The sequence below is a fragment of the Bacillus sp. RE35 genome (genome assembly GCF_052146655.1).
Taxonomy (GTDB): Bacteria; Bacillota; Bacilli; order Bacillales; family Bacillaceae_G; genus Bacillus_A; species Bacillus_A cereus.
On the sequence record NZ_CP197377.1, the window covers coordinates 476,493 to 501,388 of the forward strand.

A 24,896-nucleotide genomic window follows, 5' to 3' on the forward strand; every position below is an offset into this window, starting at 1 on the left:
TTAGAATGAAGTAACAATATGTTATAGTTCCCTCATATGGAAAAGCTGTATGAGGGATTATATTTTTAGGTCAATAAGACAAGGAGAATACGATGCATAATTATAAATTAACGATTCAGTACGACGGCGCACGTTTTAAAGGATGGCAACGTCTCGGTAATAACGATAATACAATTCAAGGAAAAATCGAAAGCGTCATATCTGAAATGGTCGGAAAAGAAATTGAAATTATCGGTTGTAGTAGAACAGACGCTGGTGTACATGCTTTGAATCAAGTTGCTAACTTTCAAAGTGATGAGAAGTTAGTGGAACATAAAGTGAAAAAATATTTAAATCAATATTTACCTAACGATATTAGCATTACGAATGTGGAAGAAGTACATGATCGTTTCCATGCTCGTTACAATTCTAAAGCAAAAACATATCTGTATAAAATTTGGAATGAAGAGCATACAAATCCATTTATGCGTAAATACAGCATGCATGTGAATAAAAAATTAAATGTGAAAAGCATGAAAGCAGCTGCAAAACATTTAGTTGGTTCACATGACTTTACTGCTTTTTCAAATGCGAAATCAAAGAAAAAATCTATGGTTCGAGAAGTATATACACTTGATGTGATGGAAGAGGCAGGGTTTGTACAAATTAGAGTAAGTGGTAACGGCTTCCTTCATAATATGGTAAGAAAAATTGTCGGGGCATTAATTGAAGTTGGATTAGGACAATTAGATGCTGAAGCAATTCCAAACATTTTAGAGGAAAAGCAGCGCAATCAAATTAATTGTCTTGCTGAGGCAAGTGGGTTGTATTTAGAGAATGTTGAGTTTTAATGGCAAATAAAAAAATCGGGCTAAGTAGCTCGATTTTTTTAGTATTAAGAAGATTTTTCGTTTTTTATACGTATCTTCAAATTCCAAAAAGCAGCAAGCATAATAGCTGCAAAGGAGCCAAAAATTGTTCCTAATAGCTTTGCATAAGGAGAGCTGCTTACATCGGCATTAATGAATAACATCATACAGAGCATGGCAGGGAAAAGTATAAGTATTGTAATAACTTTAATTTTTTATCATTACTCATATATATAGCCCCTTTCTAGCATGTTATATGTTTATTATAACATATTTTACCAAGTCATTTTTACACTTGGAGACATGTTTATTTCATATGTGTAAATGCAGTTTTTTAATTCGATATTGTAAGTTTTGCCTACTTAATCCTAAAAATTTTGCAGCTTGTGAGATGTTGCCATGATTCTCTTTAAGAATTTGATTAATGTAGTTCTTTTCCATTTTTTCTATTGTGTGTTTTAAAGTTTTAGGTGCATCAGTATTGTGAGTAGTTAGTGCATGTTGCATATTGAATTCTGTTTTTATTCGTTCGCGAAAGTGAGTAGGAAGATGAAACGCTGTAATGATGGTTTCATCTTCTATCAAGTTCATGGAACCTTCAATTATATGTTCCAACTCCCGTACGTTTCCAGGCCAATCGTATGCATAGAAAAATTCTCTTACATTTACATCTACATCGGTTACGTTGAGCCCGAATTGAGTATTATATTTTTCAATAAAGTGCTGAACAAGAGCTGGAATATCTTCTTTTCTTTCACGTAAAGGCGGAAGACATAAAGTAACGACGCTTAATCGGTAATATAAGTCTTCTCTTAATCGATTATGTGCGATGGCTTCAAAGGGATCTTCATTGATAGTTGCTATAATGCGAACATCAATTTCTTTTTCGTGTGTACCTCCGATTCTTCGTATTGTTTTTTCTTGTATAGCCCGCAGCAACTTAGCTTGAAGTATTGGGTTTAATGAATTGATTTCATCTAATAAAAAAGTTCCTCCGTTTGCTTCTTCGAATAAGCCTGATTTATCTATTGCTCCTGTAAAGGCACCTCGATTTGTGCCAAATAGTAGGCTTTCCATTAAGGTATCAGGTATAGCGGCACAGTTTTGTGAAATAAAGGGTTTTGTTGAACGCTGACTTTCATTATGGATGCTTTGTGCAAATAGTTCTTTACCAGTGCCTGTTTCTCCTACTAGAAGTATGGAGGAAGATGTACGAATTACTCTTTTTCCTTCTGTAATGATTGATTGAATGGCTTCAGAATCACCAATTATGTGATCAAAGGTAAATTTAGTGCTTTGTTTTCGAGAAGGACCTATTTTTATCGTTTGCTTTAAGTTACTAATTTCTTTTGATATTTCAATAGCGCCTTTAATTTTTCCATTTTCTATTATAGGGAAAGTATCGTTAATCGTTGTAATTTCTTGTCCTTTATTGTTAAAATATGTTTGTTTTATATTTTTCTTTGTTTTTCCAAATTTTAATGCCTCTATAAGAGTACTATTTTTATTTTCCTCAAATGCGAATACTTCTAAAGGACTTTTATATAGCACATCTGAGCGCTCCATTGATTCAATTTCCATCATTTTACGGTTATAGATAATCGTCTTACTTTCCTCATTAATAATATGAATTCCGATGTCGAGTTCATTGAGTAAAGTTTCATATAGCATATTCATTTCAATGATCTGTTTTAAATTAATTTCTTCTGTACGCATAGATTATCTTCTCCTCATTCCACCCTATGAAGACTGACTTTTTATAATTTTATTAAAATTATTATAAAATCGCAAAAATTTTTTGCTATTTTCCTTTTAAAATCTCTGAAATGATAGAAAAATTTTGCGGTTATGAAGTTTTTTTTTTGAGAAACCTTCATTTTAAATAGGAATTGGAGATTGGTACGCATTTTGCATAAATAATAATTGATATATCTAAAGGAGGGATATGCAACGTTTCAGTACCAACTAATAAGAAGGAGGAGTGTATAAAGTGAAGACGGTTATAGAATGCGTGTATAGTCCTTGTTACGGGAAAGTAGAGAAGTTATTTGTTACGGAAAGTTCTTACGTATATGAGTGGGAGAAATTAGCATTAATTGAAACAATAGATAAACAGAAAGTAGAAATTAAGATAGGGATCAGTGGTTATATTGAATCATTAGAAGTAGTAGAAGGACAAGCTATTGCTGATCAAAAGTTATTAATAACAGTAAGGGATGACCTTTTAGTAACAGGCAGTGATTAATGTAAGTGACGTGTATTTTTGCTCTTTTAAATCATTATTTTTACGGTGAATAATTTTAAAAACGCTTACATTAAATGGGTTTACAAAGTGAAAAGGGGGGATTTATATGATGAATCAAAATCAAGGATTAAAAAGAGAATTGAAAAGCAGGCACATATTTATGATTGCACTTGGAGGCGTTATTGGTACCGGTCTTTTTTTAGGATCTGGGTATACAATTCATGAAGCTGGGCCTGGAGGAGCGATTGTAGCATATCTTGTTGGAGGATTTGTTATGTATTTAACGATGCTCTGTCTTGGAGAGTTAGCTGTTGCAATGCCTGACGCAGGATCTTATCAAACGTATGCGACAAAGCATATTTCTCCTGCAGCAGGTTATGTAGTTGGATGGATGTCATGGTTAAACTGGTCAGCTACGATAGGGATTGAACTAATTGCAGTTAGTATTTTAATGAAACGATGGTTTCCTGATGTACCTTCATGGATTTGGTGCGTAGTGTTTGCGGTACTCCTCTTTGCTATTAATGCGTTATCTTCAAGAAGTTTTGCGGAAGTTGAATTTTGGTTTGCAAGTATTAAAGTAATTACGATTATTGCATTTATTATTTTAGGTGGGGCAGCAATGTTTGGTTTTCTAGATATGAAAGGAAATGAACCAGCACCGATGTTCTCTAGTTTTACTGATTATGGTGGATTGTTCCCCAATGGATTATCAGCCATTTTAATTACGATGATTGCAGTTAATTTCTCTTTCCAAGGAACAGAATTAGTTGGTATTGCAGCAGGTGAGAGTGAAAATCCAGAGAAAACAATCCCGAAGGCAATTAACAATACAGTTTGGCGTATACTTGTTTTCTTTGTACTATCTATTTTTATTCTTGCTGGACTATTCCCTTGGCAACAAGCGGGAGTAATTGAAAGTCCATTTGTAGTTGTATTTGATAAAATTGGTATTCCTTATGCAGCAGATATTATAAATTTTGTTATCATTACAGCAGTGCTATCCGTTGCGAATTCAGGGTTATATGCAACTTCTCGTATGCTATGGTCTATGTCTAATCAAGGAATGATTAGTCCGATTTTTGGTAAGTTATCTAAAAACGGTGTTCCTATTTATGCATTGATTGTAAGTACAATTGTAGGTTGCCTTTCATTACTATCAGGTATTTATGCGGAAGATACAGTTTATTTATGGCTACTTTCTATTGCCGGGTTCGGGGCGATATTAGTTTGGGCATCTATTGCTCTATCTAACTTATTAGCTAGGAGGTCATACATAAAGCAGGGCGGGGATGTGAAAGAATTGAAATTTAAAACACCTCTGTATCCATTCGTACCACTGCTTGCACTAGTATTAAATGTAACAGTAATTATTGGTATGGCCTTTATTCCAGAGCAAAGAATGGCATTGTATTGCGGAATTCCATTTATGATTGTTTGTTTACTGTTTTACCGTGCGACAAGAAATAAGGCACGTAAAGTAGAACATATTGAAAAGACAAATACGACGGAAGTAGAGAGCTTCTAATATGAATTAATTTGGAGACTGTAAGATTTGTAAACAGTCTCTTTTTTTGTGAAAATAAAGTTGGAAACATACTACGTATGTAAAGGGGAATTAGCGATGAATGAAAAAGTTTCACAGCTATTAGAGCAGATTGATTTACGAAAAGATGAGTTACTAGAGCTTACAAAGAATTTAATTCGTTTTGAAACACCAGCACCGCCGGCGAGAAATACAAATGAGGCACAACAATTTGTTGCAGAGTTTCTAAGAGAACAAAATTTTAGTGTTGATAAATGGGATGTATATCCTAATGATCCGAACGTTGTTGGTGTGAAAAAAGGGGCAAAAAGTGACTCATATAAAAGTCTTATTATTAATGGACATATGGATGTAGCTGAAGTATCGGCAGATGAGGCGTGGGAAACAAATCCGTTTGAGCCATTTATAAAAGATGGTTGGTTAGTTGGACGTGGTGCAGCTGATATGAAAGGGGGACTAGCTGGAGCGCTATTTGCTATTCAGCTATTACAAGAAGCTGGTATTGAATTACCTGGAGATTTAATCTTTCAATCCGTAATTGGAGAAGAAGTTGGAGAAGCTGGTACACTTCAATGCTGCAAAAGAGGTTATGATGCTGATTTTGCAGTCGTAGTGGATACGAGTAATTTACATATGCAAGGACAGGGCGGCGTAATTACTGGCTGGATTACTGTGAAAAGCCCTCAAACGTTTCATGATGCAACGCGTAGGCAAATGATTCATGCTGGAGGACGTTTATTTGGAGCGAGTGCAATTGAAAAAATGATGAAAATTGTGCAAAGTTTGCAAGAATTAGAGCGTCATTGGGCAGTTATGAAAACATATGAAGGCTATCCGTCTGGAACAACAACAATTAATCCAGCTGTTATTGAGGGTGGAAGACATGCAGCTTTTATTGCGGATGAGTGCCGGTTATGGATAACAGTGCACTTTTATCCGAATGAAACACATGAACAAATAATAAAAGAAATTGAAGAGTATATCGGTAAAGTAGCAGCTGCCGATCCATGGCTAAGTGAAAATCCACCACAATTTAAGTGGGGCGGAGAATCAATGATTGTGGATCGTGGCGAAATTTTCCCTTCTTTAGAAATAGATAGTGAACATACAGCTGTAAAAACGCTTAGCTCAGTACATGAATCAATTCTTTCTAAAAACGCAATTTTAGATATGTCTGCAACGGTAACGGATGGTGGTTGGTTTAGTGAATTTCATATTCCGGCTGTTATTTACGGACCAGGCACATTAGAGGAAGCTCATTCAATAAATGAGAAAGTAGAAGTAGAGCAGTTAATTGAATTTACAAAAGTAATAACAGCATTTATATATGAATGGTGCCACACGGAAAAATAGATTTGTACAGTAAAATCGTACGAGTATGTATACTTGTACGATTTTTTATTGAACTATTTCAGTGTTGAATATAAACAACTGAAATAGTTCTTTATTTTTCTATGTCTTTCGTTTCATTTCAATTAATTTCTCTTTCGCTAATTCAACGGCAATCGCATCATCTAAATAGCCAATTGGAAAGAGATAGTCGGGAATAATATCTGTCGATAATATGAAATAAAGTAATGCGCTCCCAAGAACTGCACGTTCTTCTTTTGAAATGGTTTCATTACAAAATTGTTGATACATATCTGTTAATTGTTCAATAAAAGGACCAGCACTATCAATTTGCTCTAATTTGCTTGCAAAACTGTCATGAATACGTTTTTCGCCTTCTGTTGTCTGGGCATAGCGTTCGTAATTTTCGAGTTCTTGTTTTACGCGAGTTGTAGTGTAATCGAAATCGAATAAGTTAGAGGATTGCAGAGTTTGCTGAATGGTATCAAGAGATGTGTACATATCCGTCTTTTCTTTATTAATGTGAGGAGAATCAGGATACATTTCATCAAATAACAATTGGGGTGGAACTTGCAGACATTCTGCGAATTTTTGTAGGTGTTTTTGTTTTGGCGGTTGTTTACCATTCATAATTCTTGAGATTGTTGCGGGATCAATATTTGTAAGCATTCCGAGTTGGCGCATAGATAAGGCACGTTCTTTTAAAAGTTTTTTTATTAATCTACTAAGCCGCTCATTTGGATTTTCTTTAGGCATAGCGAAGGCACTCCTTTTTATTGTTGAAAAAATGTTGAGCATTTATTACATGTATATGAAACAGACAGGCACAGTTGCTCAACATTTTCATAAGATGCATGGAAAAGTGAGGAAAAGGGGTGGCTATTTATGAGTACGGCAGGTCTATTTTCAATTTTTTTAATCGGGATTGCTTCTAATTTAGATAATGCAGGTGTTGGGATTGCATATGGCATTCGTAAAATTAGAATTTCGTGGTTCAACAATTTTATCATCGCATTTTTTGGGTTTTTATTTACTTTATTAGCTGGATTTTTTGGGAACTGGATTGCGTTATTTATTTCAGAGTTTACAGCAAACCTGATTGGAGCAATCGTTTTAGGGATAATCGGGGTGTTTATTTTGTGCCAGCCTTTCTTGGGGCAAAGAAATACCGTAGGCTCTAAAGATGGTAATGTACTTATGGGAATTTTACGTGATCCAGAAAAAGCAGATTTTGATGGTTCTAAAACAATTAGTTTTTCAGAAGCAATTGTATTAGGGATTGCGTTGTCTATTAATAATATTGCAGGTGGATTTGATGCTGGAGTAACAAACCTGAACCTTTGGCTTACAGCAACTATTTCAGGGGTGTTTAGTTTTATTTGTATTAGTAGTTTTGCGTATGTAGGGAAACGATTTTTAGCAGAATACCTAGGGAAATGGGCGACAGTTATCGCAGGAGTGTTATTAATTCTTATTGGGATTGATCAGTTGTTGTAAGGAGAGTAGAAAACAAGGTTCGAGTATTTCCTTGGAAATACAGCAAGAGATTGCATATATCGACGTACTTTTCTCCATACTAATACGGATTTCTTTTAAGAAAGGGGGATTTGTATGGGACGCGGGAAAGCATTTGATCATAAGAAAAAAGGGCATGATCATCAACCACCTAAAGGTGCGTTCATTCATAAAGATGTAAATGAACATACTTTGGAAGAGGAAGAGCTACCAGTAAATATTGAGGCGTATAAAAATAGTTTAAAAAAACATTAAAAGCACCTACATAGGTGCTTTTTTACCGTATATCTTCAATTAATTGTTCGGATTCTTCATGCATACTGTACTCACTTAATACTTGAATGCAAAGCCACTTTAATTCCTCAATCGTATGCTCAAGTTCTTCAGGAAGCACATGATAAATGTCTTCAAGTCCCATCCCGAAATGAATAAGTTCAAGTACTTGATCATCGATGTTCCGATCCATTAATAATTCAAGTACTTCTAAATTGAATATGTATCGGTGAGCTTCGTCGAGTGAAACAACTTTTAACTTCAAGCTTTCTACAATACTCAATATAAAAAGAAGGATTGTTTTTTCAAGAACAGGTTGTTTTCCCATTTGAAATATTAGTTTCATCTTTCACACCTCCACATATAGCGCTAGGTTGTACTATATTATTCAGGAGGGGGGAACAAATATGCATGATATAGAGAAACTTTCAGCACTGTTTTTGTAAGAGTATTGATAACTGACAAAAGGGAGGTTTTGGCGAAATAAAAAATCCTGCTAGTATAGCAGGATAACTCGCGATTAAAAAATACTCCAACCTTCTTGAGCAGAAAGAAGTTCAAGAATTTTAAAACCAGCAATACTATTTCCGTTTGCATCTAAAGCTGGTCCGAAAATACCGATTCCCATGTCTCCTTTTACGCAGCCAAAAATACCACCGGCTACACCACTTTTTGCAGGAATACCAACACGAATTGCAAATTCACCAGATTCGTTATACATACCACATGTGACCATAAATGTTTTGCAAATTTTTGTAATATGTTTAGGGATGATTTGTTTCTTTTTATATGGATCATATCCATCCATTGCAAAAATTAAGCCGATACGTGCTAAATCGATGCAGTTTACTTCAACTGCGCATTGACGAGTATATAAATCCATAAGTTCTTCAATATCACAATCGATAATTCCGTTTTGTTTCATATAATAACAAAGTGAACGGTTTAGGTAAGCTGTCTCTAGTTCTGAATCGGCAACTTTAGAGGAATAATTAATAGTAGGATTATCTGTTATTTCACGTACAAAATGAAGAATACGTTCCATTTTTTCCTCGTTATCTTTTCCTGCTAACATGCTTGTAATAGCTAATGCTCCTGCATTTATCATTGGATTAAGGGGTTTGGACGGACTTGTCGTTTCTAACTTAATAATAGAATTAAATGGGTCACCCGTTGGTTCCATTCCAACTTTAGAAAAGACATATTCTTCACCACGGTCTAAAAGGGCAAGGGCAAGTGTAATTACTTTGGAAATACTTTGAAGAGTAAATAGTGTTTGTGAGTTGCCTGCATGGATATATTCTGTTTCTTTATGGAAAATGGCAATCCCTAAATCGTCTGGATTTGCATTTCCTAGTTCGGGGATATAAGTAGCAAGTTTTCCTTTTTTTGTATATGGTTTTACTTGTTCTAACAACTGTTGTAAGTTGTTTGTTTCAATGCACTGCATAGTACCAACGCTCCTATTTTGAATTAACTAAGTTTACTTTTCCCGATATGCTCGGAAATAAATAATAACATGAAAAAGTGGAATGATAAAACGAAAGTTCAATGTGCTATAATAGGTCTTTCGTTTCGAGTATTCTGTATTTTAAAAAGGAGAATTTTCCTTTTATATAACAGTTTGGAAATGGGAGATTTATCCATAAAAAGTTCGGAAATAAAAACTACACATCTATACAACTATATGTTATTATGGTTATGTAATAGAAAGCGTTTTCTAAAGCGTACTTATAATGATAACGATTTCATAAATTAAATTAGGGGGAATTAAAATGTTGCAGTTTTTACAACGTATTGGTAAAGCTTTAATGCTTCCGATCGCAGTACTACCAGCAGCAGGATTATTGCTTCGTTTAGGGCAACCAGATGTATTTGATATTCCTGTTATGGCACAGGCCGGCGCAGCAGTTTTTGATAACTTAGCACTTATTTTTGCAATTGGTATTGCAATCGGTCTTTCAGTGGATGGTAGTGGTGCAGCAGGTCTTGCAGGTGCAATTGGTTATCTTGTTATGAAAAATAGTATTGATGCACTTAGCAAAGGGTATTCAACTGCTGAATTACAAGGTAAATTAGGTAAAGTCCAAGATTTAATAGGTAATAGCGCAAATGTAGATCCATCTAAGCTTGCGGATACAATGACACAAGTATCTAAGGCTGCTGAATTATCGACTAAAGTAGATATGAAAGTTTTAGGTGGTATTATTGTTGGTGTTATAGCAGGACTTCTTTATAATAAATTCCATAAGATTAAACTTCCAGAATGGTTAGGTTTCTTTGCTGGAAAACGTTTCGTTCCAATTGTTACATCAGTTGTGATGCTGATATTAGGAATTCTATTTGCACAAATTTGGCCAACAATTCAAAATGGTATTGATGCATTAGCTCATGGAATTGTTAATTTAGGTGCAATTGGTTCAGGATTATTTGGTTTATTAAACCGTTTATTAATCCCAATTGGTTTACACCACGTAATGAACACATACTTCTGGTTTGTATTTGGGGACTTTACAAATGCAGCAGGTAATGTTGTTAATGGTGATATTGCTCGTTTCCTTGCAGGTGACAAAACAGCAGGTATGTTTATGACTGGTTTCTTCCCAGTTATGATGTTCGGTTTACCAGCAGCATGTTTCGCAATGATTGCAGCTGCTAAACCAGAAAAGCGTAAAGCAGTTACTGGTATGTTAGCTGGTCTAGCATTAACTTCATTCTTAACTGGTATTACAGAGCCTATTGAATTCTCATTCATGTTCTTATCACCAGTATTATATGGTATTCATGCTGTACTAACAGGTCTTTCTTTATTCATTACAACATCACTTGGCATTCATGATGGTTTCTCATTTAGTGCCGGTGCAATCGATTATGCTTTAAACTTCGGTATTGCAACAAAACCAGTCTTACTAGCAGGTATCGGTTTAATTTACGCAGCAATTTATTTCATAGTATTCTACTTCTTAATTAAGAAGTTCGATTTAAAAACTCCTGGTCGTGAAGATGACGATGAGTTAGTTGAAGATGGTGATGCACCAGTTGCAGGTTCAATTGGTGAAACTTACGTAGCAGCTTTAGGCGGAAAAGAAAACTTAACAGTTATTGATAACTGTGCAACACGTCTACGCTTACAAGTAAAAGATGCTGGTCAAGTAAATGAAGCAGCATTAAAACGTGCTGGTGCAAAAGGTGTTATGAAATTAAGTAATACTAGTGTACAAGTTATCGTAGGTACAAATGTTGAATCTGTTGCCGATGATATGAAAAAACACGTATAAATAATGAGATAAGAGGATGTCCCAAAAGATTGATAACATCAATTTTTTAGAGGATATCCTCTTTTTTTTGTTAATAATTTAACGGGAATCTTACTTTTGTAAATTTTCTTTTTCTTTTTTGTACATATAGGTTGGTAATATGTGCAGTGCGTGATAAAGTAGGGATGATATAGAATGGATTATCCATAATCTACTAAAACGAATCTTTAGTAGAGGAATTAAATTATTGGTGAGTAAGGGGAAAAAAGCAATTATGGATCAGGAAAAAAATAATGCGAATGGGAAAGCACATCGGCCGATTGTATACATAAAAAGAACAATCATTCTCGTCTTACTATTATCACTTGTATATTTCATGTATACAAAAATTGTTGCGCATAATAAGAAAGAAGAAACTTTAAAAGCGGCAGCAGAAATGAAGAAACAAGAAGAGTTAAAAAAGAAAGAAGAAAAAAAGAAACAAGAAGCACAGAAGCAAAAACAAAAAGAGCAGGAAGAACAAATGAAGCAAGCGCAAGCAGCGGAGAAACCTGCTGAAGGACCACCTCAAGAAATTAATGAAAACGCTCAATTGGACCAGTATTTACAAAACGCAGGATTTAGCGGGACAGCTGTTATTGTGAAGAACGGAAAAGTTCTTCTGAATAAAGGGTACGGTATGGCAAATAAAGAGCAGCAAGTACCGAATAATTCAGAGACGACTTTTTATATTGGTTCTATTTCAAAGGCGTTTGTAGCAACTGCTATTATGCAATTGAAAGATCAAAATAAATTACAAGTAGAAGATACTGTTGCGAAGTATATTCCAGATTTTCCACAAGGTAATAATATTCAGCTAAAACATCTATTAACACATACATCAGGGATTCCCGAATATGAGCAGGGAAAAGAAGATATTTCTCATGAAGAACTGATAAAGCGGATAGGAAATCAAAAGCGTATTGGTGGTCCGGGAGAGAAGTGGAAGTATTCTGATTCGAACTACTCTATACTTGCTTATATTGCAGAGAAGGTAAGTGGGCAGTCACTCGAAGAATATATTAAACAACATATTTTTGCTACTGCGGGTATGAAACATTCTGGCTTTGGCACAGCGTTAGAACAAACAAGATTCCCATCAACGGGTTATAAAATAGTAAATAATAATATGACAACACCTAATATTCCAAGCATGTCACAACTTTATGGTTGTGGTGATATATATACGAGTGCACATGATTTATATTTATTTAATGAGGCGTTATACTCTGGAAAATTAATTTCAAAAGAGAGTTACGATCAAATGTTTACGGGTGGAAAAAAGGATTACGGGTTTGGATGGTACGTAGACCCAGGAAGCTATTCGAATCATGGTGTAATGCCAGGTTGGAATTGCTTAAACGGATTTAGTAAAAATGGTAGTGTATATGTTGTTTTATTATCTAACATTCAAAATAATATTAAATCATTTGGTAAAGTGAATAATGACATTTATTCGATATTGCGGAATATTGAAGTGTAAGAAACTATCCTTTTGGATAGTTTTTTTTATGCTCTGAAACAAATATTTCTTTTAGAAAATGTATGTCTTACCTATCACAAAAATATCCATTTTGTATACATTAAGATGTATGGATGTAAAATTTTATAATCTAAAAATAATAGGAGGAGAAGTGTATGTGTCTGTTCAGAAAATATTGGCATAAATTATCAAGATTGTTTAATAGACAATTAGATTATTTTTTAGATAATAAGTTATTGCCTGCTGTGGAAAGACTTTTATTTTCACAAAACTTCGCGAGATTTATTCAAAGAAACTCTAAGCAAGCTACGGAAGAAGTTATTGAATCAAGTAGATTTCAATCTATTATTTGTAACATTTTAAAAGAATGCAATACATCACCTTTTAAAGAAATTGCAAAGCAGTATTTAGGTAAAAACGTAGAAATTACGGTGACAGTTGGACAATTAACAGGTGTTATTGTAGCAGTTGGTGATGACTTCTTAACATTGCAAGAAGGAATAGGAACAGAGGTTTTATTACCATTTATAAGTATTATATCAATTAAAGAAGCGTAAGAAAGGAGACTTATATATGTTATTTACTGATGAATTACGTAACCATGTTGGCGAACTAGTGCAAGTTGTGACAGCTGTAGAAATCATTGCAGGCGTTCTTTTATCTGTGACGGATGGGGCAGTAATTGTTCGTACTTCTCCTTCTTATGGACCACCAGAAGATGTAGTTGTGCGTATTCCTATTATTGCTTATGTTCGCTTGGAAGGGTAAGAGTGATACAAGTATGAGAGTGTCAGTTGTTATTCCAGTGCATAATGAAGCAAGTACTTTATCAAAAGTTTTAGTAGAGGTAAGAAAACTCGAACCATATGAAGTTATCATAGTAGATAATGGATCTACAGATGGGACGAAGGAAATAGCATTACAGCATAATTGCCGTGTGATTTATTATAGAGATTCTCTTGGTAATGATGTGGGACGGGCAATTGGTGCTAGAGAAGCAAAAGGTGAGATTGTTTTGTTTTTAGATGGTGATATCGTCATGAAAAGTGAAGAATTATACAATTTTATTAAAGGAATACGACAAGGGCATGAGATTGTTTTAAATAATTTAACATGGTCCGTTTACTTGAAGATGAGACCGCATTATACGACGGTTGGAAAATATATGTTAAATCGTTATTTGAACAAGAAAGAGTTTGTTGTAGGATCTTTAATTGCAATACCACATGCGATAAGTCGTAAAGTGATTGAAAAACTGGGGTGGTGGAATTTAGCAGATCCAGCATTATTTCAAGCGATGGCGATGTCTAGAGGAGTAGATATTTCTGATATGGCTTCAGTTGATGTCATCTACACAAATAAAGTTCGACCTGTGCATACTGGTACATCACCTGGCTCTCCTTATCCGAAAGCGACTAGTCGTATTATGGGTGATCATTTGCGAGCTTTACAATACGTAATCGAAACATATGGTAAACGCGGTGGTTTTTCAGAGAACAATAGAGATAGAGAGTTTGTAGGAAAGTATAAACCAGTTTTATTACAAAAGAATAAAGCGAAATATAGTGCCATTATCCCAGTATCAGAAGAGAAAATAACCATAAGGTCTGTTATAAAAGAAGTGAAAGAAGCAGGTGTAGATGAAATTATAGTTGTCGCGAATGGAGCAGATGTTGAGACTGTTAAACAGGCAAAGCTAGAGAATGTTATTGTTGTTGAATTTACGAAGGCGCTTGGACATAATGTAGCACGAGCAATAGGTGCCATGCATGCTACGGCAGATATTTGTTTATTCGTTGATAGTGATCTTGTTATTCCAGCAAAAAAACTCACTCTATTTTTACATGCTGTTGAAGATGGAAATGACGTGGTGTTAAATGATTTACAATGCTTATTAGATATGTTTCATCCAGCAGATCCAATTAGTATGGGAAAATACTTTGTGAATTTGATAGCGAAACGACCAGATTTATGGAATAACTCACTAACTGCTGTACCACATGCCATTCATAAGAAGGTAATAGAGAAAATAGGATATGATTCCCTTATCATTCCGCCATTAGCACAAGTGAAAGCTATTTTAGAAGGATTCTCTATTACAACAGTAGAGTTAGTAGATGTTATAAAAACAAATCGCGTACGTCCAGAGCAACACGAATTTGTAAATGGGCGTATTTCAGCATTTGATCGTATTTTCGGTGATCAACTTGAAGCGGTTGCGTATTTATTACAATGTACGGACGAACGTGGTGGTTTTACAGATGGAGATAGAGATAGAGATGTAATTCAACAATTGAGAAGGGAAGAAGAGAATACAAATGAATAGTAGTAAAGTAGCTATTATTGGGCTAGGGTATGTTGGCCTTCCTTTAGCGGTACATTTTGCAGAAAGAGGGCATACAGTACTTGGATTAGATAAAGATATTAGAAAAATAGACTCAATTATAAAAGGAGAAAGTTATATTCCGGATGTTTCTTCTAAAGAGTTACAAAGTTTATTGACGAAAAAAAAATTAACAGTAAATACACCGGATCAAGGCATTGCTGATTTTCAAAATAGTGATTATGTTATTGTCACTGTCCCGACTCCAATTAATGAACAAAGAGAACCAGACTTAAGTGCCCTCATTTCAGCTTCGCATTATATACAACAAAACCTTCAAAAAGGACAAACCTTCATTTTTGAAAGCTCCACATATCCAGGCACACTTGAAGAAGTCATCCTACCTATTATTTCTCAAAATGGTAAAAAGGTAGGGGAAGATTTCTATATCGGATATTCCCCTGAGAGAATTGATCCAGCAAATAGTCAATATTCAGTTCAAGCTATTCCAAAAGTTATTAGTGGACAAACAGAAAAGTGTAAACAAAAGGTACAGGATTTATATAGTACCATTTTTGACGAAGTTGTACCTGTTAGCTCTCCGAAAGTAGCAGAGATGTGCAAGCTATTTGAAAATATTCAGCGCTTAGTTAACATTTCTTTAGTAAATGAACTAAACACACTATGTGAAAGTTTAGGCATTGATTTTTATGAGGCCATTGAAGCGGCATCTACAAAACCATTTGGGTTTACTCCGTATTGGCCAGGGCCAGGGATAGGGGGACACTGTATTCCCGTAGACCCTTTATATTTTCAATGGAGAATAAAAAAGAATGGGGCAATTAGTCAATTAATTGAGGCTGCACATATAATTAATGAAGAAATGCCAGAGAAAATGGTCCGGAAAGTAAAAAGTGTGGTGCAATTACCTGCAACGGTGTTAATTGTAGGGATTGCGTATAAAAAAGATGTAAATGATTTGAGAGAATCACCAGCGTTACCGATTATTCAATTATTAAGAAATCAAGGATACGAGATAGAATATCATGATCCTTATATTTCTTCCGCAGAAATTGGAGATAAGGTGTACCAATCTGTTTCTTTAGATGAAGAAAAAGTTAAAAAAGCGGATTGTATTTTAATTTTAACGGATCATTCTAATATTGATTGGAAGCTTTTTAAAGGAATGGATCGAGTAATAGATACACGCGGGATTGTAAAGAAGGTGAGTAAATGAGTAAGAAATGTTTAATTACAGGTGGGGCCGGATTTATCGGGTCGCATTTAGCTGAAGAGTTGATGAGAAGAGGTTATGAGGTCACTGTTGTGGATAACTTTTATAAAGGTAAAAATAAGTACCATAAAGAGTTAATGAAAGAAATCCGTGTTATTCCAATAAGTGTTTTAGATAAAAATTCTATTTATGAATTAGTAGATCAGCATGATGTCGTGTTTCATTTAGCAGCAATTTTAGGTGTGAAAACAACAATGGAAAAAAGTATAGAGCTCATAGAAACGAATTTTGATGGGACAAGAAATGTTTTACAAGCAGCGTTAAAAGGAAAGAAGAAAGTAGTTTTTGCTTCTACTTCAGAAGTATATGGTAAGGCCAAGCCGCCTTTCTCTGAAGAGGGAGATCGATTGTACGGGGCAACTTCTAAAATTCGTTGGAGTTATGCAGTTTGTAAAACGTTGGAAGAGACATTATGTTTAGGGTACGCATTAGAAGGTTTACCAGTAACGATTGTTCGATACTTTAATATTTATGGTCCAAGAGCGAAAGATGGTCCATATGCAGGAGTAATCCCGCGATTTATCCGCGCGGCACTGCAAGGAGAAGACATTCTCGTATATGGAGATGGAAAGCAGACACGTTGTTTTACGTATGTAAGTGATGCGGTAGAGGCAACGATTCGGGCAATGGATGAGAAGGTAAATGGTGAGATTATTAATATAGGTTCTGAGAATGAAAAGAGCATAAAAGAAGTAGCAGAAGTAATTAAAAAATTAACGAATTCTTCTTCGAAGATTGTCCAAGTGCCTTTTGAAGAAGTATATCCTCATGGTTTTGAAGAAATTCCAAATAGAAGACCAGATGTAACAAAATTAAAAGAGCTTGTTCAATTTCAGGCGAAAGTAACGTGGGAAAACGGATTGAAGGAAACAATTAAGTGGTTTCGTGAACAAAACAATGGCTAAGTCATTATCTGTTATTATTCCTGCATGTAATGAGGTCGATACGATTTCAGACGTTATTCAATCGGTAAGACCATTAAATCCAGTAGAAATCATTGTAGTAGCAAACGGTTGTAATGATGGAACAGAAGATGTTGCAGATCGTTTAGGGTGTAAAGTAATCAAGCATACAGAGCTACTAGGGAACGATGTTGGACGTGCAGTCGGCGCAAAACATGCGATAGGTGATGTATTACTATTTATAGATGGTGATTTTGCTATTCCAACTTCAAAATTAAAATTATTCCTTAATCCGATTTTATACGATCAGGCAGATGTAGTTTTAAATAATTTGGATGCATTATTTTTAAAAAGGCAAAAAACCACTTCTATTACAGTATGGCGCCAAATATTAAATGCAATGTTAGAGCGTGAAGAATTAAAAATGAATTCTTTATTAGATGTACCTCATGCGCTGACGAAAGAAGTCGTTCAAAGCATCGGATATGAATGTTTTGTTAATCCTATTGTGGCTCATTTACGCCTAGTTCAAAGTAAATGGAGAATTAGTCGTCATTGTGCTATTGACGTTATTACGCCGAATAAATTTCGTCCATTCCAGCATGCTGCATATGGGACAAATCTTTCCCAATCTGAAAAAAGAATGATAGGTGATCATATAGAAGCAGTAGCAGAACGGATATTAAGCAGTGATGAGCGCGGAGGATATTATGATGGAAATAGGAAAAGGGATAGTGTCTATCATACTTTAAGTTTTGAAGAGTTTTATCAAGGGTGGGGTGTTACATCTGATTTCTATAAAGGAAAGCAACTATCGGTTGTTATTCCCGTACAAGATGAAGAGAAAACAATTGGAAACGTTATAGAAGAGCTTCGCAAAATTGAACCCTTCGAAATTATCGTTGTCGTAAATGGTTCGTCAGATAAAACGAAAAAAATTGCAAAAGACAAAGGGGCAACGACAATTGTATATAAAGAAGCACTCGGAAATGATGTGGGGCGCTCACTTGGAACGTATTTTGCAAAAGGAGAAATTGTGTTATTTATAGATGGCGATTTTGTTATTCCAGCGAGTGAGCTATATCCTTTTGCGAAAGCTATTGCAGATGGAACAGATGTTGCATTAAATGATCTAAATCATTATTTAGATTTAAGAGTACCGCTTCATCTTGTAACTGCATTTAAATATGCATTAAATTTAGCTTGTGATAGAAAAGATCTAGGCGTAGGCTCTCTTATCGCTGTACCGAATGCGTTTAGCCGTAAGTGTTTGAAAGAAATTGGGTATAGATCTTTACTGGCGCCGTGTGTAGCCCAAGTGAAAGCTATTCTTTCAGGATTTGAAGTTGCATGTGTAAGTCGTGTTGAGGTCGATAAGATGAACCGTATTCGTCCCAGTGAACATTTTGCTAAAATAGGTCATCCACCAGCTGTACTTCGAATTATAGGTGATCATATAGAAGGACTAGATCAAATAATTGCATTAACAGACAATCGTGGCGGATTCTATGATGGCAATAGAAAAAGAGATGTTTTATAGAAGTAACAAAAAAAGTGTACAACATGTGTACACTTTTTTGTTCTGTTATAAAAACTATAACAGATTAGGAGATAAGAGTATTACAGCTCTACAATGGGTATTGTTCTTATATTACAAAATAGGACTCGTATATAAGGATACCAAAAAAATACAATTAAGGAAAGGGTTAATTTTAAAGACTTTTAAATGAAGTTAACACTATATATATAGTAGTTTGCTCAACATTTCACAAACATGTCACAACTATTTCGTTCACTTTCGTAAAAAAGTAGTATTCTAAGTGTGTAAGCTGTTATATAAAAAATCTTAGTCCTGTACTAATCAAAAATGGAGGAGATTAGGATGACTCAAGTATTAGAAAATGTTAAAAACGCATGGGAAAACTTTAAAGGTGAAAAATGGAAAGCAGAGATTGATGTTCGCGATTTCATTTTAAATAATGTAAACGTTTTCGAAGGGGACGAATCTTTCTTAGCAGAAGCAACTGAAGCAACGAAACAACTTTGGGATCAAGTAATGGATTTAACAACGAAAGAACGTGAAAACGGTGGCGTTCTTGATATGGATACAAAAATTGTTTCTTCTATTACATCACATGACCCAGGATACTTAAATAAAGATATTGAAAAAGTAGTCGGTTTCCAAACTGATAAACCATTTAAACGTTCTTTACAACCATATGGTGGTATTCGTATGGCAGAACAAGCTTGTGAATCTTATGGATACGAAATGGATAAAGAACTTAGTCGTATTTTTAGAGAGTGGAGAAAAACTCATAACCAAGGTGTATTTGATGCATACACACCAGAAATGAGAAATGCACGTAAATCAGGTGTTATTACTGGTCTTCCAGATGCATACGGACGTGGACGTATTATCGGTGACTATCGCCGAGTAGCGTTATATGGTATTGATCATTTAATTGAAGCGAAAAAAGCTGATTTGAATTTAACTGGTGGTGTAATGAGCGAAGATACAATGCGTTTACGCGAAGAGTTATCTGAGCAAATGCGTGCACTTCAAGAGTTAAAAGAAATGGCTGCTTCTCATGGCTTCGATATTTCTAAGCCAGCAACAAATGCACAAGAAGCATTCCAATGGTTATACTTCGCATACCTTGCAGCGATTAAAGAGCAAAACGGAGCTGCAATGAGTCTTGGACGTACTTCTACATTCTTAGATATTTACATTGAAAGAGATTTAGCAAATGGTACTTTAACAGAAGAAGAAGTACAAGAAATTGTAGATCACTTCATTATGAAATTACGTCTTGTGAAATTCGCAAGAACACCTGATTATAATGAATTATTCTCTGGTGACCCAACTTGGGTAACTGAATCTATCGGTGGTATGGCATTAGATGGTCGTCCATTAGTAACAAAGAACTCATTCCGTTTCTTGCATACATTAGATAATTTAGGACCAGCTCCAGAACCAAACTTAACTGTTCTTTGGTCTAAACAATTACCAGAGAACTTTAAAAACTACTGTGCGAAAATGTCTATTAAAACATCAGCAATTCAATATGAAAATGATGACATTATGCGTCCTGAATACGGCGATGATTACGGTATTGCATGTTGCGTATCTGCAATGAGAATCGGTAAACAAATGCAGTTCTTCGGAGCTCGTGCAAACTTAGCGAAAGCATTATTATATGCGATTAACGGTGGTAAAGATGAAAAGTCAAAAGCACAAGTTGGTCCTGAGTACGCACCAATTACTTCTGAAGTATTAAATTATGAAGAAGTTATGCATAAGTTTGATATGACAATGGAATGGTTAGCGGGTCTATATTTAAACACATTAAATGTTATCCATTACATGCATGATAAATATAGCTATGAACGTATTGAAATGGCACTTCATGATACAAACGTTCTTCGTACAATGGCAACAGGTATCGCTGGTCTATCTGTAGTAGCAGATTCATTAAGTGCAATTAAGTACGCAAAAGTAAAACCAATTCGTGATGAAAATGGTATTGCAGTTGACTTCGAGATTGAAGGAGATTTCCCTAAATACGGTAACAATGATGATCGTGTAGATGAGATTGCTGTAAATCTTGTAAAAACATTTATGAATAAACTTCGTAAACATAAAACATACAGAAACTCTGTTCATACAATGTCAATCTTAACAATCACATCTAACGTTGTTTACGGTAAGAAAACTGGTAATACTCCAGATGGCCGCCGTACTGGAGAACCATTTGCACCAGGTGCGAACCCAATGCATGGACGCGATACAAAAGGTGCATTAGCTTCATTATTATCTGTGGCTAAATTACCATATGAAGATGCACAAGATGGTATTTCTAATACATTCTCTATTATTCCGAAAGCACTTGGTAAAGAAGATGATGTACAAGTACGTAACTTAGTATCAATGCTTGATGGCTATGCAGTAAAAGAAGGGCACCACTTAAATATTAACGTATTTAACCGTGAAACATTAATGGATGCAATGGAACATCCTGAGAAGTATCCACAATTAACAATTCGTGTATCTGGTTATGCTGTAAACTTTATTAAATTAACTCGTGAACAACAAATTGATGTAATTAACCGTACAATGCATGAAAGCATGTAAATGAAAAAGGTTTCCCTTCGCTCTTAATATATAGCGAAGGGAGGCTGTTTCAATAAAGGAGGAAGTAACATGGTAAAAGGAAGAATACATTCTGTAGAGTCTTGTGGTACTGTTGATGGCCCGGGGATTCGTTATGTCATATTTACACAAGGGTGTTTATTACGTTGTCAATATTGTCATAATGCTGATACGTGGGAAATCGGTAAAGGTAAAGAAATAACAGTTGAAGAAGTGATGCAGGATGTGACATGTTACCTTCCATTTATTGAAGCTTCCGGAGGCGGTATAACAGTTAGCGGTGGAGAGCCATTATTACAGCTAGACTTTTTAATTGAGTTGTTTAAAAAGTGTAAAGCGGCTGGTATCCATACAACAATCGACTCTTCTGGTGGTTGTTATTCTGAGGAACCAGAATTCCAAAATAAGCTAGATATTTTAATGGATTATACAGATTTAGTTTTATTGGATCTGAAACATATCGATTCCAAAAAGCATCGTAAATTAACAGGGAAATCAAATGAACATATTTTACAATTTGCTCGTTATTTATCGGATAAGAATAAACCGATTTGGGTACGACACGTATTAGTTCCTGGTGTTACGGATAATGAAGAGGATCTACAAAAACTATCTAGCTTTATTCAAAGTCTGTCTAATGTTCAAAAAGTTGAAGTGTTACCATATCATAAGCTTGGTGTATATAAATGGGAGGCGCTTGGACACAAGTATCCACTCGCAAATGTAGAACCACCTACTGAGAAAAATGTAGAACATGCTAAATATATTTTACAAGCGGTCTAATCCAAATATTGGATTAGGCTTTTTGCTTTCTTTACAATAAAATCTAGAGTATATATTGATAAAAGAGTATACTGAAAGTAGAATATCCATAATTTTGTACGGAATAAATGGAGAAATTTACATAATTGTAAAGGGAAATCAAAATAGTAAAAAGAATTAAGAAGTAAAAGAGTGAGTATCATGGAATAGAGAACATTTGTAAGTTATTGCGAAAGCTCTTATAGGAAAGTATAATGTAAAGATATGAGCACAGATAGGATTAAGGGGTCAATCTTATATGCTTTGCATATCCACGACAGGTACATAGCTGAAAGGGAATTATTAGAATCTGTTTATGTAATTTTTAAGGAAAATGTTTTTCCTATTGTCGTATATGCAATATGGAGAAACAAAAAGCTAGGAGTGGATTTGTTTGATAAAAAACCCCAAGGTTTTAATATTAACTGCACATTACGGTAATGGTCATGTGCAAGTAGCAAAAACATTAGAACAAACATTTCGCCAAAAAGGAATTGAAGATGTTATTGTATGCGACTTGTTTGGAGAATCACATCCATTTATAACTGACATTACAAAATATCTATATTTAAAAAGTTATACAATAGGAAAAGAATTATATCGTTTGTTTTATTACGGGGTAGAAAAAATTTATGATAAGAAAATAGCATCTTGGTATGCGAACTTTGGAAGAAAACGTTTGAAAACACTATTACAGGTGGAGAAACCAGATATTGTAATTAATACATTTCCAATTATCGCTGTACCAGAATTGAAGAAACAAACAGGTATTTCAATTCCTGTCTATAACGTATTAACGGATTTTTGCGTGCACAAAATATGGATTCATCGAGAAGTAGATCGTTATTTTGTTGCAACGGATCATGTGAAAGAATTGATGGTTGATATCGGTGTACCTGCGGAACAAATTGTTGAAACAGGAATTCCAATTCGGAGTAGTTTTGAGTTAAAGGTAAATCCAGAAATCATATATACTAAATATCAGTTATGTAAGAATAAAAAGATTTTACTAATTGTAGCAGGTGCTCATGGGGTATTAGGAAATGTAAAAGAACTATGCCAATCATTTATGTCAGTGCCTAATTTACAAGTAGTTGTCGTTTGTGGGAAAAATGAAGCTTTAAAACAGGATTTATTAAGTTTACAGAAGCAAAATTCCGATGTATTAAAAGTGTTTGGGTATGTTGAAAATATTGATGAATTATTCCGTGTTACTTCTTGTATGATTACGAAGCCAGGCGGAATAACATTAAGTGAAGCAGCAGCGTTGCAAGTACCTGTCATTTTATATAAGCCTGTTCCAGGACAAGAAAATGAAAATGCGATGTACTTTGAAAGAAAGGGAGCAGCAGTTGTCATTCGCGATGATAGTGAGGTTTTTGCAAAAACAGAGGCATTATTACAAGATGATGTGAAGCTTCTTCAAATGAAAGAAGCAATGAAAAGCATCTATCTTCCAGAGCCAGCTGGTCATATTGTAGATGCAATTTTGGCAGAAAATCATGCAGAACCGCGTCATATACCTATTAAATCACCTGCTCTTGCACAATCTTTTACTTAATATGAAACCCTCTTTGTATATGTAAAGAGGGTTCTTTATTATTTTCAAAGAAAATTCAGCCAGTTATCCACAAAAGGATTGCGCTTTCATTAAACAGTAAAGTCGGAATATTAACAACTATATCCACATTGTCCACAATTTTTAGAAAAATATCCACAATTAAAACAGCTGATATATGCTTTAATATAGAAAAATATTAAATGTTTTTGAAAATTACTAACAATTCTGTTGGTTTTGTGGATAAAGTTGTCCACAGCAAAAAAAGCCCATTATGTATAAGGGGCTTTTTTGCTTACTTCTATCAATCGAGAAAATTATGTAATGAAAATGAATAATTAGGGGGGAAACTTCTAATTATTCATTTTCACTTTAAATGCTTTTCGAGCGATATCCTGCTGCACGATCTGCTTTTTGAAATTCGCGTTGATAGAGAACTTCTTGTGTACTAGATAATGTGTTTTTTGCTTTATCACGTTTCTTTTTATCCATTACAAATCACCTCGTGTCTTAAAGTTACTATTTATCGTTTCCAAAGACATGAGGGGATATACGCATATGGAAAATGTTAATGATTGATTATCATTTCAGAAAATTTAGATTATGCTTCTTTTAATTGATGAGCATCTTGGAAGGTTGTATCTCGCATTGTAGCAAGTGTGTATTGATCTTTTGGAATTTCATATAAGTTATATACTTCTTCGTTTGCGTTAATTTCATCATATACGGCTTTTCTTGTTTCGTTTGCTAGATTCACATATTGCAGTTTTTCTGCAGCTTTAATAGAACGAATATTTATTTTACGAATACGCATGAAAATTGTTTCAATATCTAATTCATAGAAAAGTTCACTAAAAAATGAATCTTTTGCCAATTTATTATAGCCTTTTCCATGATATGGTTTGCCAAGCCATGTCCCGAGAAATCCAGCTTTTTCTTGCACATCAAATAAAGTAATTGTTCCGATAGGGTTACCCCATTCATCTAAAATTGTGCGTGAAATTAATTCACCACGCTCTTCAGCTTCAATCGTTTGTTTTGTTAAGAATAAATATTCTTCATAAGAATAAGCCTTTTGACGCACAAAAGGGAAGACAGCTGGATCCACCATTAACTCGTATAGAACGTGGCTGTCGTGTAAGTCGCGTTTTTTCAACATACTAACTCCTCCTCACACGAGGGTAGCATGACGAAAAAACACCCCACCCTCGAAATTTTTATATCAATCTTTAAAAAATTTCGGGGTGGGAATCGAACCCACTAGAACCAGTTTCTAACGCTGGTGGCGCACCATTTGCCTTCCCCATTCATC

Annotated in this window: 24 protein-coding genes and 2 pseudogenes; 19 read left to right on the forward strand and 7 right to left on the reverse strand. The window is 34.8% G+C overall.

What is annotated here, in order from left to right:
* Positions 1–92 precede the first annotated feature (92 nt).
* Positions 93–830 carry a tRNA pseudouridine(38-40) synthase TruA gene (truA, locus tag ACTL4X_RS02470; RefSeq protein ID WP_000553118.1) on the forward strand — a complete coding sequence of 246 codons (738 nt, stop codon included), beginning with the start codon at positions 93–95 and terminating at the stop codon, positions 828–830.
* Positions 831–874: 44 nt separating this feature from the next.
* Here truA and ACTL4X_RS02475 read toward each other — a convergent pair.
* Both ACTL4X_RS02475 and ACTL4X_RS02480 read right to left on the reverse strand, forming a co-directional pair.
* Positions 875–1,077: pseudogene (locus ACTL4X_RS02475) on the reverse strand (hypothetical protein).
* Positions 1,078–1,160: 83 nt separating this feature from the next.
* Positions 1,161–2,564 carry a sigma-54 interaction domain-containing protein gene (locus tag ACTL4X_RS02480; RefSeq protein WP_086692290.1) on the reverse strand — a complete coding sequence of 468 codons (1,404 nt, stop codon included), beginning with the start codon at positions 2,562–2,564 and terminating at the stop codon, positions 1,161–1,163.
* A 274-nt stretch (positions 2,565–2,838) separates the two neighbouring features.
* Here ACTL4X_RS02480 and ACTL4X_RS02485 point away from each other — a divergent pair, with 274 nt between their 5' ends.
* The 3 genes from ACTL4X_RS02485 to ACTL4X_RS02495 all read left to right on the forward strand — a co-directional run bounded on the left by ACTL4X_RS02485 (position 2,839) and on the right by ACTL4X_RS02495 (position 5,992).
* Positions 2,839–3,093, forward strand: coding sequence for a biotin/lipoyl-containing protein (locus tag ACTL4X_RS02485; RefSeq protein WP_000859480.1), 255 nt, complete (start codon positions 2,839–2,841; stop codon positions 3,091–3,093).
* A 106-nt stretch (positions 3,094–3,199) separates the two neighbouring features.
* Positions 3,200–4,621: an amino acid permease gene (locus ACTL4X_RS02490; protein WP_000981867.1), complete on the forward strand. Its 1,422-nt coding sequence runs from the start codon at positions 3,200–3,202 to the stop codon at positions 4,619–4,621.
* A gap of 48 nt (positions 4,622–4,669) precedes the next feature.
* A complete protein-coding gene (locus ACTL4X_RS02495; protein WP_141551361.1) occupies positions 4,670–5,992 on the forward strand; it encodes an acetylornithine deacetylase in 1,323 nt (440 codons plus the stop codon).
* A gap of 99 nt (positions 5,993–6,091) precedes the next feature.
* Here ACTL4X_RS02495 and ACTL4X_RS02500 read toward each other — a convergent pair whose 3' ends face one another.
* Complete coding sequence (locus ACTL4X_RS02500; protein ID WP_025687072.1) at positions 6,092–6,745, reverse strand: helix-turn-helix domain-containing protein; 654 nt, start codon at positions 6,743–6,745, stop codon at positions 6,092–6,094.
* Between the two features lie 129 nt (positions 6,746–6,874).
* Between ACTL4X_RS02500 and ytaF the strand changes: the two genes are divergently transcribed.
* The gene (gene ytaF / locus ACTL4X_RS02505) at positions 6,875–7,486 is read left to right on the forward strand and encodes a sporulation membrane protein YtaF (RefSeq protein ID WP_000100726.1); all 612 of its coding nucleotides are present in this window, start codon (positions 6,875–6,877) and stop codon (positions 7,484–7,486) included.
* Positions 7,487–7,600: 114 nt separating this feature from the next.
* Positions 7,601–7,759, forward strand: a complete 159-nt coding sequence (locus ACTL4X_RS02510) for a hypothetical protein (protein WP_000532409.1) — start codon at positions 7,601–7,603, stop codon at positions 7,757–7,759.
* Between the two features lie 22 nt (positions 7,760–7,781).
* On the opposite strand, the gene ACTL4X_RS02515 is transcribed toward ACTL4X_RS02510, so the two are convergent.
* Together ACTL4X_RS02515 and glsA are read right to left on the reverse strand one after the other, a co-directional pair.
* Positions 7,782–8,123: a DUF3969 family protein gene (locus tag ACTL4X_RS02515; protein ID WP_000766604.1), complete on the reverse strand. Its 342-nt coding sequence runs from the start codon at positions 8,121–8,123 to the stop codon at positions 7,782–7,784.
* A gap of 174 nt (positions 8,124–8,297) precedes the next feature.
* Positions 8,298–9,227, reverse strand: a complete 930-nt coding sequence (glsA, locus tag ACTL4X_RS02520; protein WP_001149850.1) for a glutaminase A — start codon at positions 9,225–9,227, stop codon at positions 8,298–8,300.
* Positions 9,228–9,296: 69 nt separating this feature from the next.
* Between glsA and ACTL4X_RS02525 the strand changes: the two are divergent.
* The 13 genes and pseudogenes from ACTL4X_RS02525 (at position 9,297) to ACTL4X_RS02585 (ending at position 23,587) form a co-directional block, all read left to right on the forward strand.
* Positions 9,297–9,426 (forward strand): annotated as a pseudogene (locus ACTL4X_RS02525) (transcriptional regulator).
* Positions 9,427–9,552: 126 nt separating this feature from the next.
* A complete protein-coding gene (nagE, locus tag ACTL4X_RS02530; RefSeq protein WP_000938900.1) occupies positions 9,553–11,055 on the forward strand; it encodes an N-acetylglucosamine-specific PTS transporter subunit IIBC in 1,503 nt (500 codons plus the stop codon).
* A gap of 253 nt (positions 11,056–11,308) precedes the next feature.
* Positions 11,309–12,556: a serine hydrolase domain-containing protein gene (locus tag ACTL4X_RS02535; protein ID WP_000371811.1), complete on the forward strand. Its 1,248-nt coding sequence runs from the start codon at positions 11,309–11,311 to the stop codon at positions 12,554–12,556.
* 155 nt (positions 12,557–12,711) lie between these two features.
* Positions 12,712–13,113 (forward strand): hypothetical protein, encoded by a 402-nt coding sequence (locus tag ACTL4X_RS02540; protein ID WP_000335530.1) that lies wholly within the window; start codon positions 12,712–12,714, stop codon positions 13,111–13,113.
* Positions 13,114–13,129: 16 nt separating this feature from the next.
* Positions 13,130–13,324: a hypothetical protein gene (locus ACTL4X_RS02545; protein WP_000899469.1), complete on the forward strand. Its 195-nt coding sequence runs from the start codon at positions 13,130–13,132 to the stop codon at positions 13,322–13,324.
* Between the two features lie 13 nt (positions 13,325–13,337).
* Positions 13,338–14,882 carry a glycosyltransferase family 2 protein gene (locus ACTL4X_RS02550; protein ID WP_001266466.1) on the forward strand — a complete coding sequence of 515 codons (1,545 nt, stop codon included), beginning with the start codon at positions 13,338–13,340 and terminating at the stop codon, positions 14,880–14,882.
* A complete protein-coding gene (locus tag ACTL4X_RS02555; protein WP_001088925.1) occupies positions 14,875–16,116 on the forward strand; it encodes a nucleotide sugar dehydrogenase in 1,242 nt (413 codons plus the stop codon). The genes ACTL4X_RS02550 and ACTL4X_RS02555 overlap by 8 nt, the downstream gene beginning before the upstream one ends.
* Entirely contained in the window at positions 16,113–17,078 is a 966-nt protein-coding gene (locus tag ACTL4X_RS02560) for an NAD-dependent epimerase/dehydratase family protein (protein WP_000037020.1), read from the forward strand. The genes ACTL4X_RS02555 and ACTL4X_RS02560 overlap by 4 nt, the downstream gene beginning before the upstream one ends.
* Positions 17,071–18,615 carry a glycosyltransferase family 2 protein gene (locus tag ACTL4X_RS02565; protein ID WP_013141734.1) on the forward strand — a complete coding sequence of 515 codons (1,545 nt, stop codon included), beginning with the start codon at positions 17,071–17,073 and terminating at the stop codon, positions 18,613–18,615. The genes ACTL4X_RS02560 and ACTL4X_RS02565 overlap by 8 nt, the downstream gene beginning before the upstream one ends.
* Positions 18,584–18,805 carry a hypothetical protein gene (locus tag ACTL4X_RS02570; protein WP_002094217.1) on the forward strand — a complete coding sequence of 74 codons (222 nt, stop codon included), beginning with the start codon at positions 18,584–18,586 and terminating at the stop codon, positions 18,803–18,805. The genes ACTL4X_RS02565 and ACTL4X_RS02570 overlap by 32 nt, the downstream gene beginning before the upstream one ends.
* A 152-nt stretch (positions 18,806–18,957) precedes the next feature.
* Entirely contained in the window at positions 18,958–21,207 is a 2,250-nt protein-coding gene (gene pflB / locus ACTL4X_RS02575) for a formate C-acetyltransferase (RefSeq protein ID WP_000195471.1), read from the forward strand.
* A 69-nt stretch (positions 21,208–21,276) separates the two neighbouring features.
* Complete coding sequence (pflA, locus tag ACTL4X_RS02580; protein WP_000238459.1) at positions 21,277–22,008, forward strand: pyruvate formate-lyase-activating protein; 732 nt, start codon at positions 21,277–21,279, stop codon at positions 22,006–22,008.
* 412 nt (positions 22,009–22,420) lie between these two features.
* Entirely contained in the window at positions 22,421–23,587 is a 1,167-nt protein-coding gene (locus ACTL4X_RS02585; protein ID WP_000594693.1) for a diglucosyl diacylglycerol synthase, read from the forward strand.
* Between the two features lie 369 nt (positions 23,588–23,956).
* Here the strand turns inward: ACTL4X_RS02585 and ACTL4X_RS02590 are convergent, their stop codons facing one another.
* Together ACTL4X_RS02590 and ACTL4X_RS02595 are read right to left on the reverse strand one after the other, a co-directional pair.
* Positions 23,957–24,076, reverse strand: coding sequence for a YfhE family protein (locus ACTL4X_RS02590; RefSeq protein WP_000358482.1), 120 nt, complete (start codon positions 24,074–24,076; stop codon positions 23,957–23,959).
* 109 nt (positions 24,077–24,185) lie between these two features.
* Complete coding sequence (locus tag ACTL4X_RS02595; protein ID WP_000914737.1) at positions 24,186–24,743, reverse strand: GNAT family N-acetyltransferase; 558 nt, start codon at positions 24,741–24,743, stop codon at positions 24,186–24,188.
* Positions 24,744–24,896: the final 153 nt, after the last annotated feature.